The organism is Hymenobacter arcticus (assembly GCF_054779975.1).
Map to the genome: position 1 here is coordinate 405,631 of NZ_BAAGXF010000003.1, position 16,972 is coordinate 422,602.

General features: G+C 60.0%; 17 protein-coding genes. 12 read left to right on the plus strand and 5 right to left on the minus strand.

The features are described 5' to 3' along the window. Positions 1–83 precede the first annotated feature (83 nt). Positions 84–746, plus strand: a complete 663-nt coding sequence (locus tag ACYVGC_RS08095; RefSeq protein ID WP_460583304.1) for an alpha/beta fold hydrolase — start codon at positions 84–86, stop codon at positions 744–746. Between the two features lie 66 nt (positions 747–812). Here ACYVGC_RS08095 and ACYVGC_RS08100 read toward each other — a convergent pair whose 3' ends face one another. Together ACYVGC_RS08100 and ACYVGC_RS08105 are read right to left on the minus strand one after the other, a co-directional pair. Then, complete coding sequence (locus tag ACYVGC_RS08100) at positions 813–1,190, minus strand: hypothetical protein (protein ID WP_460583305.1); 378 nt, start codon at positions 1,188–1,190, stop codon at positions 813–815. 57 nt (positions 1,191–1,247) lie between these two features. Beyond that, on the minus strand, positions 1,248–1,391 hold the full coding sequence (locus ACYVGC_RS08105) for a hypothetical protein (RefSeq protein ID WP_460583306.1): 144 nt from the start codon (positions 1,389–1,391) through the stop codon (positions 1,248–1,250). A gap of 409 nt (positions 1,392–1,800) precedes the next feature. Between ACYVGC_RS08105 and hisG the strand changes: the two genes are divergently transcribed. The 11 genes from hisG to hisIE all read left to right on the plus strand — a co-directional run bounded on the left by hisG (position 1,801) and on the right by hisIE (position 10,885). Further along, positions 1,801–2,652: an ATP phosphoribosyltransferase gene (gene hisG / locus ACYVGC_RS08110; protein WP_460583307.1), complete on the plus strand. Its 852-nt coding sequence runs from the start codon at positions 1,801–1,803 to the stop codon at positions 2,650–2,652. Between the two features lie 136 nt (positions 2,653–2,788). Further along, on the plus strand, positions 2,789–4,096 hold the full coding sequence (gene hisD, locus ACYVGC_RS08115; RefSeq protein WP_460583308.1) for a histidinol dehydrogenase: 1,308 nt from the start codon (positions 2,789–2,791) through the stop codon (positions 4,094–4,096). Between the two features lie 74 nt (positions 4,097–4,170). Next, entirely contained in the window at positions 4,171–5,232 is a 1,062-nt protein-coding gene (gene hisC, locus ACYVGC_RS08120) for a histidinol-phosphate transaminase (RefSeq protein ID WP_460583309.1), read from the plus strand. Beyond that, complete coding sequence (locus ACYVGC_RS08125; RefSeq protein ID WP_460583310.1) at positions 5,229–5,624, plus strand: hypothetical protein; 396 nt, start codon at positions 5,229–5,231, stop codon at positions 5,622–5,624. The genes hisC and ACYVGC_RS08125 overlap by 4 nt, the downstream gene beginning before the upstream one ends. 8 nt (positions 5,625–5,632) lie before the next feature. Beyond that, positions 5,633–6,736, plus strand: coding sequence for a bifunctional histidinol-phosphatase/imidazoleglycerol-phosphate dehydratase HisB (gene hisB, locus ACYVGC_RS08130; protein ID WP_460583311.1), 1,104 nt, complete (start codon positions 5,633–5,635; stop codon positions 6,734–6,736). 59 nt (positions 6,737–6,795) lie between these two features. Further along, entirely contained in the window at positions 6,796–7,476 is a 681-nt protein-coding gene (hisH, locus tag ACYVGC_RS08135; RefSeq protein ID WP_460583312.1) for an imidazole glycerol phosphate synthase subunit HisH, read from the plus strand. A gap of 59 nt (positions 7,477–7,535) precedes the next feature. Beyond that, positions 7,536–8,258 carry a 1-(5-phosphoribosyl)-5-[(5-phosphoribosylamino)methylideneamino]imidazole-4-carboxamide isomerase gene (locus tag ACYVGC_RS08140; protein ID WP_460583313.1) on the plus strand — a complete coding sequence of 241 codons (723 nt, stop codon included), beginning with the start codon at positions 7,536–7,538 and terminating at the stop codon, positions 8,256–8,258. Between the two features lie 9 nt (positions 8,259–8,267). Further along, positions 8,268–8,918 carry a hypothetical protein gene (locus tag ACYVGC_RS08145; protein WP_460583314.1) on the plus strand — a complete coding sequence of 217 codons (651 nt, stop codon included), beginning with the start codon at positions 8,268–8,270 and terminating at the stop codon, positions 8,916–8,918. Between the two features lie 18 nt (positions 8,919–8,936). Beyond that, complete coding sequence (hisF, locus tag ACYVGC_RS08150) at positions 8,937–9,722, plus strand: imidazole glycerol phosphate synthase subunit HisF (protein WP_460583315.1); 786 nt, start codon at positions 8,937–8,939, stop codon at positions 9,720–9,722. Positions 9,723–9,767: 45 nt separating this feature from the next. Then, positions 9,768–10,169, plus strand: coding sequence for a VOC family protein (locus ACYVGC_RS08155; protein ID WP_460583316.1), 402 nt, complete (start codon positions 9,768–9,770; stop codon positions 10,167–10,169). Between the two features lie 44 nt (positions 10,170–10,213). Then, positions 10,214–10,885, plus strand: a complete 672-nt coding sequence (gene hisIE / locus ACYVGC_RS08160) for a bifunctional phosphoribosyl-AMP cyclohydrolase/phosphoribosyl-ATP diphosphatase (RefSeq protein WP_460583317.1) — start codon at positions 10,214–10,216, stop codon at positions 10,883–10,885. Positions 10,886–11,026: 141 nt separating this feature from the next. Here the strand turns inward: hisIE and ACYVGC_RS08165 are convergent, their stop codons facing one another. The 3 genes from ACYVGC_RS08165 to gyrA all read right to left on the minus strand — a co-directional run bounded on the left by ACYVGC_RS08165 (position 11,027) and on the right by gyrA (position 16,968). Beyond that, a complete protein-coding gene (locus ACYVGC_RS08165) occupies positions 11,027–12,085 on the minus strand; it encodes a hypothetical protein (protein WP_460583318.1) in 1,059 nt (352 codons plus the stop codon). A gap of 893 nt (positions 12,086–12,978) precedes the next feature. Continuing rightward, positions 12,979–14,181 carry a tetratricopeptide repeat protein gene (locus tag ACYVGC_RS08170; protein WP_460583319.1) on the minus strand — a complete coding sequence of 401 codons (1,203 nt, stop codon included), beginning with the start codon at positions 14,179–14,181 and terminating at the stop codon, positions 12,979–12,981. Positions 14,182–14,361: 180 nt separating this feature from the next. Continuing rightward, positions 14,362–16,968 carry a DNA gyrase subunit A gene (gene gyrA / locus ACYVGC_RS08175; protein ID WP_460583320.1) on the minus strand — a complete coding sequence of 869 codons (2,607 nt, stop codon included), beginning with the start codon at positions 16,966–16,968 and terminating at the stop codon, positions 14,362–14,364. Positions 16,969–16,972: the final 4 nt, after the last annotated feature.

Below are 16,972 nucleotides of genomic sequence, written 5' to 3' on the forward strand. Positions count from 1 at the left end.
ACGGCTGCGGGCCAATTGTCCCGTTCTTGCGCTCCCTTACTTCCCGCTCTTGCCAGCGAAGCCTTCCGTATACTATAGTAGTAATGAAACGTATCCTGCTGCTGCACGGCTACACCGAAGCCGGCGCCATCTTCGACACCCTGCGCCCGCTGCTGCCCCCGGCCGCCGAGGTTCTGGTGCCCGAGCTGGAAGCTGAATTGGCCCGGTGGCCGGCCGGCACCCCGCTCACCGTGGCTACGGTGGCCCGCGAGTTGGCCGCCCGCTACCGCATTGGCCCGCACGACGTGCTTATCGGCCACTCGATGGGCGGCTGGCTGGCGGCCCATATCAAGGAGCAAACCGGGGCCACGGCCATTCTGCTGAGCGGCTTCACCGACCAGGCCAAGATTGTGGCCGCCGTGCGCCGGCCCTGGGTACTGGCCCTGGCCGCCCGCTCGGGCCTATTGCAAACCCGCCTGGCCGGCTGGCACTCGCGCCGCCGCTACCAGTTCGACGAGTCGCGGGGGCTGCACGCGCAGCTGGTGGGCCGCACGCCGCAGCTGGGCCGCCGCTACCTGCACCAGCAACTGCAACTGCTGTTTGCGCCGGTGCCCCCGCTCACCACCGCCCCCGAGCTGCGCCTGCACGCCCGGCGCGACCACATCATTCGCCCGCCCGACGAGCCGTATGTGGAATTGCCCGGCGACCACTTTGCCCACTATTTCTACCCCCAGCTGGTAGTCGATGCCATTCGGCCTTTTTTATAAAATGTTAACTAGCAAGTGGTTGATTGTTAAACCAACTTAACCGTAAGCCAATCAGGTACGCCCCCATTACCATGGGCGGCACCAGCGCTGCCAGCACCCGGTGACCCCGGCTGGCGGTGTTGGTGGCCCGTCCCAGCAGGCATAACAACAGTGCGTAGGCTGGTAGCAAGAGCCCATAAATAATAGGGCAGTAAGCACGCCATCTCCCTCCAAATCGTGGGCCCCGCCCCCATAGAAGCGCAGGCCGGCATCGTGCAGGTAAATGAGCAGGGCCGTGCTGGCGGCGCTGGCTACTACGCGGGGCTGCCGCCAGTTGAGCAGTCCGGTGATGGCAATAAATAGTATCGGGGTGGGCAAAATATTGTCAGGAGCGGCGACATGATTGCGCAGTACGTTGGCCACGCACAGTACGAGGGAGAGGAAAAAAGCAAGTGGTAGGGGCATATAACAAGAGAAAAAGGACCGTGCAAAGCTCCCCTGACTTCCGGCCGCCGTTCTTTATCAATAAGATACACCCGGCGTGCCACCTACCCTGGTTGCAGCAGCCGGCCGGTGCTGGGTGGGCGGGGCTTCGCGCCGTACGGCCGCCCGCAACGCGGGGGGCAGAGGCGCAATGGTTTCGAGGGCCGTGAGGAAGTCGCGCATGGCCCCGAAGGTAGCCGCGCGCGCCCTTTTTGCGTATAAGGCTTTGGATTTCGGCCGTCCGGCCTACCTTTGCCCCACGATGACCCCCGTTTGCCGCCGCCCGTCTGCCCTTAGCCCCGCGCTTCCGGCCCCCTTTTCGGGGTTGGCCGCGGCCTGGCGGGCTACGTCGCCGGTGGGGGCCGCGCCGCAGCACCACCATCACCATCTCTAGGGGACCGGGCAACCGGGCTGGCCGCTACCCCGTAGTTACTCGCCAGCCGCTCGCGTCTCCGCCACCATCCCGCCTTCGGGCCGGAAAACACCTTTTCCTCGTTTGGGTTTTACCAGGGTACCGCCGGCTTATTTGCCCCCGGGGTGCCTTTTAGTTACGCCGGCTGCCCCGTTGCGGGCGGCCCGCTTTATTCTTCTCATGCTGCGCATTGCCATTCAAAAGTCCGGCCGCCTCTCGGAGGACTCCCTCAAGCTCATCCGCGAGTGCGGTATCAGCTTCGTCTCGTCTTCCTATAAGCTGAAGGTCGAGGCCAGCAACTTTCCGCTCGAAATCCTCTACCTGCGCGACGATGATATTCCCGGCTATGTGCAGGACGGCGTGGCCGACCTGGGCATTGTGGGCCAAAACGTGCTGGTGGAAGCCGGTTGCGCCGCCCTCGAAGTCGAAGCCCTGGGCTTCAGCAAGTGCCGCCTGAGCCTGGCCGTGCCCCGCGGGGCCGATTACAACTCGGTAGCCGACTTGCAGGGCAAGAGCATCGCCACCTCGTACCCCAAGCTGCTCGGCGACTACCTGGCTGGCGAAGGCGTGCGGGCCAACCTGCACACTATTTCGGGCTCCGTAGAAATTGCGCCCAGCATCGGGCTGGCCGAGGCCATCTGCGACATCGTGAGCAGCGGCTCGACCTTGCTCGGCAACGGCCTGCGCGAAGTCGAAACCATCTTCCGCTCGGAGGCCGTGCTCATCGCCGCCCCCAACCTGAGCTCCGAAAAGCAGGAGCTGCTCGACCAGCTGCGCTTTCGCATGCAGGCCGTGCGCCGCGCCCAGCGCTCCAAGTATATCGTGCTGAATGCCCCCGTGGCGGCGCTCGACGCGGTGAAGGCGCTGCTGCCCGGCATCAAGTCGCCCACCGTCACGCCCCTGGCCGAAGAAGGCTGGGTGTCGGTGCAGTCGGTAGTAGAGGAAGATAAGTTCTGGCACATTGCCGGCGCGCTGCAGGCCATCGGTGCCGAAGGCATCCTGGTGCTTCCCATTGAGAAGCGGGTAGGATAGATTTTTTTTGGAGCTGTTAGCTTATAGCTAGTAACTAATAGCTTTTTCTTGTTCAGGAGAAAGCTATTAGCAGTAGGTAGCCTTTGCCCAGAAAAAAGCTAACAGCTAGTAGCCACCAGCTAACAGCTAAAAAAACATGCAGATTTTCCACAACCCCGCCCGCACCCAGTGGGCCGCGCTGCAGCAGCGCCCGCTGGCGGGCAGCAACGCCGCCATCCTAACCCGTGCCGGCGAGATTTTCGACGACGTAGCCCGGCGCGGCGATGAGGCCCTGCGCGACTACGCCGCCCAGTTCGATGGCGTGCCCGCGCTAGCCGACCTGCGCGTGAGTGCCGAGGAGCTGGCCGCCGGAGCCGCCCAGGTGCCGGCCGAATTGCAAGCCGCTATCCGTCAGGCAATTAAGAATATCACTACGTTCCACGCCGCCCAGCAGCCGCCCGCCGTGGAGGCGGAGGTCGAAACTATGCCCGGCGTGCACTGCTGGCGCCGCAGCGTGGCCGTGCCGCGGGTGGGCCTCTACGTGCCGGGCGGCTCGGCCCCGCTGTTCTCTACCTTGTTAATGCTGGGCATCCCGGCCAAGCTGGCGGGCTGCCGCGAGATTGTGTTGTGCACGCCGCCCGGCCGGGGCGATGGCCGCATTGCGCCGGCTATCCTCTTTGCCGCCCAGGAGCTAGGGCTGACCACGATTATTAAAGCCGGCGGGGCGCAGGCTGTGGCCGCGCTCACCGTGGGCACCGCCTCGGTGCCGGCCGTGGACAAGATTTTCGGTCCCGGCAACCGCTACGTGACGGCCGCCAAGCAGCTGGCGGCCCAGCGCGGGGTAGCCATCGACATGCCCGCCGGCCCGAGCGAAGTGTTGGTCATTGCCGATGCCAGCGCCAACCCCGCCTTTGTGGCGGCCGACCTGCTTTCGCAAGCCGAGCACGGTCCCGATTCGCAGGTAGTTTTGCTCACCGATTCGGAAGCCCTGTTAAATGATGTAGTAACGGAGCTGGAGCGCCAATTGCCGCGGTTACCCCGCGCCGAAATTGCCCGCCAGGCCCTTACCGAAAGTCGCGGTCTGCTGCTGCCGGATATGGCTGCCATGCTAGCCTTCAGCAACGAGTATGCTCCCGAGCACCTCATCCTGGCCGTGGCCGTCCCCGAGGAGCTAGCCGCCGACATCTACAACGCGGGCTCCGTATTCATGGGCCATCTCACACCCGAGGCCGTGGGCGACTACGCTTCCGGCACCAACCACACGCTGCCGACGGGTGGCTACGCCCGCGCCTACAGCGGCGTGTCGCTCGACTCGTTCTATAAAAAAATCACCTTTCAGCAACTCGCCCCCGCCGGCCTGCTCGCGCTGGCCCCCGTGGTAGAGCCGATGGCTGCCGCCGAGGGCCTGCACGCCCATGCCTACGCCGTAGCCCTGCGCCGGGAGCATTTACAGGCCACAAAATAGTCTGCTTAGCCCCGCGTAGTCAGCCCGCGAAGCGGGCGTATCTGCGAAATCCGTTAAATCCGTTTGAATCTGCGATGAATTTAGAATCTCTTATTCGCCCCAACATCCGGGCCATGAAGCCGTACTCGTCGGCCCGCGACGAGTTTCAGGGCGAGGCCCAGGTGATGCTCGACGCCAACGAGAACAGCCTCGGTAGCACCGGCCCCGCGCAGTTCAACCGCTACCCCGACCCGCAGCAGCGCGCCGTGAAGGCTGAATTAGCCCAGCTGAAAGGGGTGGAGCCGAGCCAGATTTTCCTGGGCAACGGCTCCGACGAGGCCATCGACCTGCTGGTGCGTCTCACCTGCACGCCCGGCGGCGACGACAGTATTTTACTGCTGCCGCCCACCTACGGCATGTACGAGGTGGCTGCCAACCTCAACGATGTGCGCATCGAGCGCTGGCCGCTCACCGCCGATTTCCAGCTCTCGCCCGCAATTGTGGCCGGCGTGCTGGCCTCCCCGGCCAAGCTGGTGTTCCTGTGCTCGCCCAACAACCCCACCGGCAACCTGCTCCATGCCGAGGCCATTGAGGAAATTCTGCGCGGCTTCCCCGGTCTGGTCGTGGTGGATGAGGCCTACGCCGACTTCGCCGCCGCCCCGAGCTGGACGACCCGCCTGGCCGAGTTTCCGAATCTGGTGGTGCTCCAGACCTTTTCCAAGGCCTGGGGCCTGGCGGGATTGCGCCTGGGCATGGCCTTCGCCTCGCCGGCCATCATCGGCTACCTCAACAAAATCAAGCCGCCCTACAACATTTCCGAAGCCACCCAACAGCACGCGCTGGCGGCCCTGGCGGCGGCCCCGCACTTCGAGGAGCTGCGCCAGCAGCTGCTCACCGGCCGTGACTGGCTGGCCGGGCGCCTGCCCGCGCTGCCCCTCGTGGCCGAGGTGTTTCCCTCGGATGCCAACTTCCTGCTGGTGCGCTTTCACCCCGATGCCACCGCCGTGTACGACTACCTGCTGAGTCGTGGCATCGTGGTGCGCAACCGCACCACCCAGCCCGGCTGCGCCGGCACGCTGCGTCTCACGGTGGGCTCGCCGGAGGAAAATGAACGGCTGCTGGCGGCGCTGGGGGAGTTTGATAAGGCTAGCTTATGAGCTTTCGAAGCGAGCAGGTTGGCGATGGTATTGTGCAGAAGCTAGAAGTGAATTTTAATGCTAAGCAGACTACTATTTATCTGGAACGATGGTCAGGAGAAGAAGTAGAACAAATTACGGTTCTGTTCATAGGTGTTGAACTACAGGATTTCAAGGAGTTCGGTGACTTTAACTTACTCCATGATATTGAAGAGGCCGCCGACCCAGTAGAATTTTGGCGCTGGTACAGCGAGTGGTTGGAGCGCCGAAGAAATTATATCTCAACTGGTGTACTGGAAAACATTGCAGCCGATGCCTCACTCCGGTATTTCTCAATAGAAGCAGGATATGGTTTTGATGGCTTTGTCATTTGCAAAGACCTTTTGATTTCGACGCACTTGCAGCATTCTTGATTATCCCCATGAAAAAAGTTCTCTTTATCGACCGCGACGGCACCATCCTTATCGAGCCGCCGACCGACTACCAGATTGATGCCTGGCATAAATTCGACTTCGTGCCCGGTGCCATTACGGCCCTGGCCCAACTAGCCCGCGATGGGGAGTACGAGTTGGTGCTGGTGACCAATCAGGACGGCCTCGGCACCGCCAGCTACCCCGAGGAGACCTTCTGGCCCTACCAGCAAAAGATGCTGGATATCCTGAAAGGGGAGGGGGTCGAGTTCAGCGAGATTCTGATTGACCGCAGCTTTGCCCACGACCCGGCCCCGACGCGCAAGCCCGGCACCGCGCTACTCACCCGCTACCTCGACCCGGCTAACGGCTACGACCTGGCGCACTCTTACGTTATCGGCGACCGCCTGACCGATGTGCAGCTGGCCGAGAACCTGGGTTGCCGCGCCATCCTGCTCCACGCCGAGGCCGATGAGCGCGCCACGCTCAGCACCACCGACTGGGCGGCTGTGTACGAGCACCTGCGCCGCCCGCCGCGCCGGGCCCACATCATGCGCAATACCAACGAGACGCGCATCGAAGTTATTCTCAACCTCGATGGCACCGGCCACACCGACTGCAAAACCGGCCTGGGTTTCTACGACCACATGCTTGACCAATTGGGTAAGCATAGCGGCTGCGACCTCTACGTGCGCACCCACGGCGACCTGCACATCGACGAGCACCACACCGTGGAAGACACGGCCATTGCCATTGGCGCGGCCTACGACGAGGCCATCGGCGACAAGCGTGGCGTGAACCGCTACGGCTTTTTGCTGCCCATGGACGATGCGCTGGCCCAGGCTGCCATCGACTTTTCGGGCCGGCCCTGGCTGGTGTGGGCCGCTGACTTCCGGCGTGAGCGGGTGGGTGATGTACCCACGGAGTTGTTTTACCATTTCTTTAAAAGCTTCTCCGACGCGGCCCGTTGCAACCTCAACATTAAGTGCGAGGGCGACAACGAGCACCACAAAATCGAGGCGATTTTCAAGGCCGTGGCCAAGTCCATTAAAATGGCGCTGGTACGCGACCCGGCCGGGCAGCACGTGATTCCCAGTACGAAAGGGATTCTGTAAACTGTATTTATCATTTGGGTAAAATTGGATAAAGTACCCGCTTAACCAAATGTTTTAACATGAACATCGCCGTTATCGATTACCAGGGCGGCAACGTGCAGTCGGTGCTCTTCGCCCTGGAGCGCCTGGGTATGAATGCCACGCTGACCTCCGACCCCGACGTAATCCGGGGGGCCGACCGGGTGCTGTTTCCGGGGGAGGGCGAGGCCAGCTCGGCCATGCGGGCGCTGCGCGCCGCCGGCCTCGACAAGGTGCTGCCCACGCTCACGCAGCCGTTCCTGGGTATCTGCCTGGGCATGCAGCTGCTGGGCCGCCACAGCCAGGAAGGCCCGGCCGGCGGCACCGAGCTGCTCGGCATGCTGCCCTTCGACGTGGTGCGTTTCACGCCGCCCGACGCGGTGTGCAAGGTGCCCCACATGGGTTGGAACAACCTGCACGACCTGAACACACCGTTGTTTGCGGGGCTGCACGAGCCCATTGAGGCGAGCCCCCAGTCGGACTCGAACCAGCCGCTGGCTCCCTCGCTGCTGCTCACGGCCGCCGACTACGTGTACTTTGTACACAGCTACTACGCGCCGGTGGGCGACTACACCATTGCCCAGGCCAGCTACCCGGCGGGCGTGCCGTTTAGCGCCGGGGTGCGCTACCGCAACTTTTACGGCGTGCAGTTTCACGTGGAGAAGAGCGGCCCGGTGGGTGAGCAGATTCTCCGTAATTTCCTAACGGCTGACCTCAGTTAAGTAGTTTACTCAAATGTTATAAAATGGGTGTTCCGCATGGTATCACTCGTGTTGCTCAAATGAATATAATTCCCGCCATCGACCTTATCAACGGCGCGTGCGTGCGCCTGACGGGCGGCGACTTTGCCCGCCAGACCACCTACGCTGCCGACCCGCTGGCTCAGGCGCAGTACTTCGAGCAGCTCGGGGCCACGCATTTGCATTTGGTAGACCTCGACGGGGCCCGCGCCCGCGAGCCGCGCCAGCTGCCCATCCTGGAGCGCATTGCCCGCCATACGAAGCTGCACATTGATTTTGGCGGGGGCATCCAGACCACGGCTTCGGCCGAGGCGGCATTTGCGGCCGGCGCGGCGCAGCTCACGGCTGGCAGTATCGCGGCTCGCGAGCCGGCGCTGGTAGGGGAGTGGCTGGCCCGGTTTGGGGCCGGCCGCATCATCATTGGGGCCGATTTTAAGGGGGAGCATATCGCCGTGAGCGCCTGGACTGAGCAGTCGGACCAAACCCTGACGGGCTTTATCGGCACTTACCTGGCGGCGGGGGCCACCACCTTTATTTGCACCGACGTGAGCCGCGACGGCCAGCTCCAAGGCCCTGCTACCGATACCTACACGGCGCTGCGGCAGCAGTTCCCGGCGGCGCAGTTCGTGGCCAGCGGTGGGGTTACCACCGTGGCTGATGTGACCGCGATGCGGGGGCTGGGTATGGCCGGGGCCATTATTGGTAAGGCTATTTACGAGGGTACCATTACGGAGGCAGAGCTGCGGGCGGAACTTACGCATTAGGTACAGGCTATGGCTGCTTCCTTAGTTAATCCAGGTTTGTCAGAAATGGAGCAGGCTCAGATTTCCGCGGCATTCCCAATGGTGGCAAGCCTCGACTTGACAGCGGTAATGCGGGTTTTGCCGACTACTAGGCAAGTGCAGGAACGTTATGGAAATAGTTACCCGGTGGTCACTTTACTTTCGTCTGATGCAGAAGAAGTCCGATTAAGCGGGCTAACCGTGCGGCTACCTGGCCGGGTCTATTTTGCCGAGCCCTTGGCTACTGATGAGAGTACGCTACCAGTCCGGCAGCAGGTTGTACGGCACTGTATTTATTTGCGTCACCACGATGGGTATGTGCGTCAGCGCCGGTTGGAGCAGTTGCTGGCCGCTCCGTATGAGTTATTCACGGTCCCCTTCACGTTTAGCTTAATTGGCGAGTATGTAAAGGAAATCCTGGAAGTGCTGGATACGGCTCTTCTGTCCGAACTGCTAGCCAGCTACGTGGGCTTCATCCAGGAAAACCCTCGATATTGGCAACGAACGCAGGGGCGGGTGACCAGCTATTGGGATGTTTATTACCGGGGCTACTACCGGGGTGGTACGCCCTTCCGTCATTACGTTGGGGCCCGGTTGTTAAAAAAACTAAAACATGCGCTTCAGCAAGCTATGTTAAGCTGATTCTTACTTTACGCCATTATGCTTACCAAACGCCTCATTGCCTGCCTCGACGTGCAGAACGGCCGCACCGTAAAAGGCACCAATTTCGTGAACCTGCGCGACGCCGGCGACCCCGTGGCCCTGGCCGCGCGCTACGCCCAGGAGGGCATCGACGAGCTGGTGTTGCTTGACATTACGGCCACCGTGGAAAAGCGCCGCACGCTCATCGAGTTGGTGCGCAACGTGGCCCGCGAGGTTAATATTCCCTTCACCGTGGGTGGGGGCATCGGGGCGGTGGCCGATGTGGAAGCCCTGCTGCTGAGCGGGGCCGACAAAGTCAGCCTCAACTCCTCAGTGCTGCGCGAGCCCGGCTTGATTGACGAGCTAGCCCGGCGCTTTGGCTCGCAGGCCATCGTGGTGGCCGTGGATGCCCGGCAGACCAACGAAGCCGCCCAGGGTGCCGCCGACGAGGCCTGGGAGGTGTTCACCCATGGCGGCCGCCACCCAGTTGGCCGCGAGGCCGTGGCCTGGTGCCGTGAGGCGGCCGAGCGCGGCGCGGGCGAAATCCTGCTCACCAGTATGAGCCACGACGGTACCCGCGACGGCTACGCCCTGGGCTTCACGCGGGCCGTATCGGCCGCCGTGGGGGTGCCCGTTATTGCCTCGGGGGGGGCGGGGGCGGCCCCGCATTTTCGCGACGTGCTGCTGCCCGGCGGGGCCGATGCGGCGCTCGCGGCCAGCGTCTTTCACTTTGGCGACCTCTCGGTGGCGGGTCTCAAAAACTATCTATTGGCCGAGGGCGTGGCCATGCGTCCGGCGGGGTAGGGTAGGGTTGAATAGATACTATAAATACTTGTTAATAAGTTAGTTATGTTGCAGCAAATAGCGCACGTCACGGTGCTGGTCACGGACTACGACGAGGCCATTGCCTTTTACACGGAGAAGATGGGCTTTCGGCTGCTCGCCGATACGCCGTTGGGCGATGGCAAGCGTTGGGTGCTGGTGGCCCCCGGTGGGGCCGCCGGCCCGGCGCTGCTGCTGGCTCAGGCCGCTGGCCCCGCCCAGCAAAGCCAGGTGGGCAACCAGACGGGTGGTCGGGTGTTCCTGTTTCTGACTACGGACGATTTCTGGACTGATTACCAGCGGCTGTCGGCCAACGGAGTTGCGTTTCAGGAAACGCCCCGCGAGGAAGCCTACGCTACGGTGGTCGTCTTTGCCGACCTCTACGGCAACCTCTGGGACCTGCTGCAACCTAAGCTTTCCCTCGCATAACCTTCTTTTGTACGCACGTCGCGGTTCCGGCCGCACTATTTTATATGGACTTAGATTTTCAAAAGATGCCTGACCAGCTCATCCCCGCCATTGTGCAGGATGCAGCTACCGGGCAGGTTCTCATGCTGGGCTACTTCAACGCCGAGGCGTGGGCCCGTACCCAGGCTGAAGGGCGGGTCACATTCTTTTCCCGTTCCAAGCAGCGCCTCTGGACCAAGGGCGAAACCAGCGGCAATTACCTGCGCGTAGTAAGCCTGCACGCCGACTGCGACCAGGATACCGTATTGGTAATGGCCCAGCCCGAGGGTCCCACCTGTCACCGGGGCACCACTAGCTGCTTTGAGTTGCTGGGTGGGCCCGCGACGGCCTCCCCTAGTTTAGTACCTGCGCCGGCCGTGGGGTTGCTGGCTGAGCTCGACCAACTCATTGAGCGTCGCCGCCAGTATCCTGAGGAAGAGCCCGGTTCGTACACCGTGCGTTTGTTTGAGAAAGGCTTGGCCCGCATTGCTCAAAAGGTGGGGGAGGAGGCCGTGGAAACCGTTATCGATGCCATGGCAGGTAACCGTGCCGGGGTAGCCGGCGAAGCGGCCGACCTAGTGTACCACTTGCTGGTATTGCTGCGTGCCACTGGTTCCTCGTTGGAAGAGATGCTCCTTGTGCTGCGCCAGCGCCACCAGACAATTAGCGCCGGTCAGCGCCGGCCATTACCCGAATAATAAGGCGCACGAAGACCTACTAAAAATGGGCGCCCGAGGCTATCGTTTTACTAACGACCTCCGGCACCCACTTTTTTATCGCCACTTAACGTTTAACATAATTATTATATTAAATTACAAGTGCTTGATAGCCAGCGCATGTTACTTTCGCAATTGCCGTTCTATCTTATCCAGCAGCGCTCTTACTAAAGCTAAGTCTTCTACATCGGCTACTTCTAGCTGTGTCTGCATACCGGGGCCTGCCAAGTGGATGGTAAAGGATTTTAAGGCCGTCTCCGCCTCCTTACCGGTGGTAGGCAAAGGCCGGGTCGTTGGGGTAGGTGAGGCTATGGGCGACTTGGTAGGTCGCACCACTGCTTCGGGCACGTTGCTAGTTGCCGCTGGCAGGGGCGTGGATTGCTCGCTGGCTAGGCCGAAGAGGTGGGCAATGGCATCGGCAGTAGCAGTTGGGGCCGGGCGGCTCGGCGGTAGGGTGCTGGCGCGCCCGGTTGGTATAGCTACCGGAGTCCTGGGAGTGTTGGAAGTACTGTTGGCAGCTGGTCTGGGTAACTCCGCGGCGGGTGTCTCCGAAGTATCTGAGGTGCTTGTATCCGATTCTTCCGGCTCCTCGTCACCTTCATCCAACAGTTCTTCGGGTGGAACCGCAGGGGTCGGGCTTTGCCGAAAGATATTAGGTGCCAGGGTTGGGCTGGCCAGTTCACGTCGGGGGGGCTGCTGCGCGGCCAACTGGTCGATATCAGCCAGGATATTATCCTCATTGAGTAGTCCAACCATTCGTGCCCCGTCCGTGAAGGCTTTTGCTACGTTCTGGGCATTGATTTCCTCCACGTCGAATTCCCGCATGAGGAGTACATCCAGCATGGCTACGGGTAACTCGCGGGAGCGAAACTTGCGGCACAGCTGCGTAAACAGGGGTGGGCTAAGAAATGCTTCCCGGTGGAAGACTAATTCTTCCTGTTTGTCATAGGCGTGCTTAATGCGGCGGAAAAGGGTCGTGGTCGTTAGCATTTCCCGCTTGCTGGTCAGAAGTCCAAACTTCACGGCCGACCCTACTATGGCTTTAAAAGAGCCACTTACCTTGCGGTTTAGCTTGCGAGCGCTGGTTTCGAGCGCGCATTTGCCACCAGTATCGTCAACAACTTCGGCTACTTCCCAAGCACCGGTGTAGCTCGTGCGGGGGTAGTCAATCAGCTTTGGCATAAAACAGAGGAGGAAGAGGTCGGTTAGGGAATACAAGTATAAAGGATAAAACTTAAAAAGTCATTAAAAGTACAAAAAAGTTCATAAAATATTTTAAACTTGTACTTTTTTGTACTTTTAATGACTTAGCACTAGTGATTTTCATTTTATGCTGTGGCCATTGATTAAGTTATCCGTTTCTAGTCTTGGTTACGACACCTTGAACACCAGCCAAATGAAACATTAGGGGAGTCCTTCTGCTTATTTATTATGTACCAAGCAAGTAGCATCACAAACCCAAAGTGAAGTTGGTGTTTCTCGTAGGTATCATCTTATCTAAGGGAGCTTAGAAACAACTGCACACCTAGCCTTATCCTACAACTAGTAAACTGTCACTAGCGTTATAGAGCAACCAAACCGTTTCAGAATAAAACTTGCTTACAAGTTCAGTGGAGAACGCCCACAGCAAATTATGCTTTCCAATACGTAGCACTGACTCATTGAAACTAAGTAAGCCTAAACAGACGGCGGGCAAACCGGCTAAGCTATAAGCATCCAACCGAAACAACTACGGAGAAATTAGTGAAACTGAGCAGCACAGCATCAGCCACTTCAGCTAGCCCGACAGTAACAGCAACCAGCATCCCGTATCTCGTATCTCTTATTCAATTCGTAGAACTAGGCCAGCAAGCTTACTGCGTGAAGCGGCTAACGTAGGATAATATGACGCAGAGTCAAACTAGATTAAGTTGTCTTATAATTTATATTATGTTAAACTAAACTTCAGTGAATATGCTCGCCGGCAGTTCTTGCCCTTCCCAGCTACCCTCTTCATACAATTTGGATAAAAAAATATCCCGACCTGACGGCCGGGATATTTTAAGCTTTCAACCAGAAGTGTATGGTGTGGTACGCTACTTTTTCAACGCTTGCAGGCGGTCTTCCATGCGCTTAGAGTCCGCATTGCGGCCCAACCGGAAATATGCTTTTTGCAGGGCGCTAATGCTACCGGCATCGTTAGGCTGAATTTCCAGGGCTTTCTCAAAATAAGGCACCGAAGCTTCAAAATACTTTTTGCCTTCCGCCTCAATGGCTTTGCCTTTAGCCTGGTAGGTCTTCAAGTCCATTTTGCTGGCTTTGGTGTAGAGTGTGGCCGCCTGGTTGAAATTATAGATGCCCATATTGAATTGCGCATCAAAGCTTTTCGGGTCCAGCGCGATAGCCTTCTTGTAATCCTCCTGCGCCAGGTCCGTCTTTTTTTGCTGGTCGTAGAGCGAGCCACGCACCGAATACAGATTCGCGTTAGTAGGGTCAGCGGCAATAGCCTTACTGATTTTGTCCAGAGCGGCGGCATTATTACCTCCCGACATCGACATGTTGAGGTCCTCAATCAGGAAGGTCTTATTGTTCGGATACGCCGCCAGTCCCTGTTGCAACACTTTTTTAGCTTCCGCCTCATTCTTCTCCTCCTTTGCAATGGATAGCAAGCGGGTGTAAACGTTCACCGGTGCCGGCTTGCTCTTATACACGTCGAGGCCCAACAGTTGGTTGTAGGTGGCCTTAGCGCCCGCATAGTCCTGTTTCGCATCCTGCGTATAGGCGCTATACAGCAGCGCCGTAGAATCCTGGGGGCTGATTTGCGAAGCTAACTTAAAGCCATCCAGTGCTTTATCATATTCTTTGGCTTGGTAGCCTGCCACGCCCGCGTTAAACGCCAAGCCATACAGGTTTTGCAGGCGGGCGGGTACTTGCTTGCCGTATTCGCCGGTGGGGCCGTCCAGCGCCAGCGCCTTGTTATACGATTCGACGGCTTTTTGGAGGGGCTCGCCCGGCTTCATATCCTTGGCGTATTTACCAAACAGCGCCTGGGTGCTGGGGTCCACTAGCTGGTAGTAGATATCGCCGCGGGTAAACCAGGCCTTGGGCTTGTCCTTATCCTTGGTTTTATCGCTGGCAATCGCCTGGTCGATGCTCACAATGGCTTTATCGAGCTGGCCGGCTTTCTGGCTGAGAATGGCATTGGTGATGGCCGAGCTTTGCGCGAGCGCGGGCGTTGCCGCGCCAATGGCGACTGTCAGGGCGGCGGAAGCGGCCAGCGTCAGAAAGGTTTTTTTCATTGGGAAGAGAAAGAAAGGTATTATTAGAGGGCAAAACTACACTCGCCGGACAAACTACGCCGGGCACCGCTCGCAAACTTCTACGGGCCGCGGCCCACCTGGTTTGTCTTTAGCCGGCATCAGCCACTAAAAAAGGGGCGGCCCGCTACCGGCCCGCCCCTCTCCTAGTCCGGCACCGGATTACTCCTGGTCCTCGGCTTCTTCTGCTTCACTCACCTCTTCCTCGCCTTCGAGGTCGTTCGGCTCCGCGTTAGTTGCAGCGAGGTCAGCTAGCTCAACGGCCGGAGAGAGCCCGTCAACCGTGCCGGCCAGGGCTTCTAGCGCCAGCGGGTCCAGCTCCGCTTCGGCGGCCGCTACTTTAGCCACCGACGAAATCTCGTCATTGGCCGCCACCTTAAACAGGCGCACACCTTGCGTAGCCCGACCAATAGTGCGCAACTCACTCATACTCAACCGAATAGCGAGGCCCGAACGATTAATAATCATCAGGTCATCGGCATCACTCACGGCCTGGATACTCACCAGCTTACCGGTTTTATCGGTCAGGTTCATGGCGCGCACGCCTTTGCCGCCGCGATTGGTGATGCGGTACTCGTCGAGCGAGGAGCGCTTGCCATAGCCGTTTTCACTCACCACCAGCAGTTCCTGGCTGGCATCGGCGATGCAGACCATGCCCACTACGCGGTCACCGGTTTCGTCGCCCAGCGTGATACCGCGCACCCCGGCCGCCGTGCGGCCCATCGGGCGCACCTTGGTTTCGGGGAAGCGCACCGCCCGCCCCGAGCGCAGGGCCAGGATAACTTCGGCGTTACCGGTGAGCAGCTGCACGTCGAGCAAACGGTCACCTTCGTTGATGGTAATGGCGTTGATGCCCGCCGCCCGGGGGCGCGAGTAGGCCACCAACGGCGTCTTTTTTACCGTGCCCTGCGCGGTGCAGAACATCAGGAAGGTGTTTTCCAGGTAGTCGGGCGAGCGCAGGTTGCGCACGTTGAGCACCGAGCGCACGGCATCTTCCTTGGGCTTGTCGATGAGGTTCTGAAGCGGAGTGCCCTTGCTGGTTTTCGCCGATTCGGGCACTTCGTAGGCGCGCAGCCAGAACATGCGACCCTGCTCGGTGAAGATGAGCAGGTACTCGTGGGTGGTAGCTACGAACAGGTGCTCCGTGAAGTCGTCCTGCTTGGAGCCGGCGCCGCGGGCTCCTACTCCACCACGGCCTTGCGTGCGGTACTCGTCGAGGCTCGTGCGCTTGATGTAGCCCTCGCGGCTCACGGTAATCACCATCGCCTCATCGGCAATCATGTCTTCCATGGAGAAATCGCCGCCGGCGTGGTTGATGCTCGTGCGGCGGCCGTCGCCGTAGCGCTCGCGCATCTCGCTGAGCTCGGTTTTGATGAGCGCACGCTGCTCTTCGGGCGAGGCCAGAATAGCGTTCAGGCGGTCGACCAGGCGCATCAGCTCCTCATACTCGCCCACAATTTTGTCGCGCTCCAGGCCGGTGAGGCGCTGCAAGCGCATATCCAGGATGGCGCGGGCCTGCACCTCACTCAGGGCAAAGCGCTCGATGAGGCCGGCGCGGGCCAACTCGGGGTCGCGCGACTCGCGGATGAGCTTAATCACCTCGTCCAAGTGGTCGAGGGCGATGAGCAGGCCCTCCAAAATGTGCGCCCGCTTCTTGGCCTCAGCCAGCTCGTAGCGCGTGCGGCGCACAATCACTTCCTCGCGGTGCTCCACGAAGTACATGATGAGCTGCTGCAAGTTGAGCGTCATCGGGCGGCCCTTGACCAGGCACACGTTGTTGACGCCGAACGAGCTTTGCAGCTGCGTGTACTTAAACAAGTTATTGAGCACCACCGTGTTAAGGGCGTCACGCTTGAGCTCGTACACCACCCGCATACCGTCACGGTCGCTTTCGTCGCGCAGGGCGGCGATACCCTCGATTTTCTTGTCGTTGATGAGCGCGGCCGTCTTCTCAATCATCGAGGCCTTGTTCACCTGGTAGGGAATCTCGGTCACGATAATCTGCTCCTTGCCGTTGGGCAGCACCTCAAAGTGCGTTTTGGCCCGCATCACGATGCGGCCCCGACCGGTTTCGAAGGCCGTTTTCACGCCCTCGGAGCCGTAAATGATACCCCCCGTGGGGAAATCAGGCGCCGTGATGTACTCCATCAGCTCCGCGATGGTGATGTCGGGCTTGTCGAGGTAGGCGATAATGCCATTGACGACCTCCGTCATGTTGTGCGGGGCCATGTTGGTGGCCATGCCCACGGCAATGCCACTGGTGCCGTTCACGAGCAGATTCGGGAACTTGGCGGGCAGCACGCTGGGCTCTTCGAGCGAGTCGTCGAAGTTGGGCTGGAAGTCCACCGTGTCCTTATCCAGGTCGCCAAGCAGCTCATCGGACAAGCGCTTGAGGCGGGCCTCGGTGTAGCGCATGGCGGCCGGCGAGTCGCCGTCGATGCTGCCGAAGTTACCCTGGCCATCCACGAGTGGGTAGCGCAGGCTCCAGTCCTGGGCCATGCGCACCATGGTATCGTACACGCTGCTGTCGCCGTGCGGGTGGTACTTACCCAGCACCTCGCCCACGATACGGGCCGATTTCTTGTAGCTTTTGGTGTACGAAACGCCCAGCTCGCTCATGCCGTAGAGCACGCGCCGGTGCACGGGCTTGAGGCCGTCGCGCACGTCGGGCAGGGCCCGCGAGATGATAACCGACATCGAGTAATCGATGTAGGCCCCGCGCATCTCGTCTTCGATGTTAATCGGGATTATTTTTTCGCCTTCGGCCATTCTG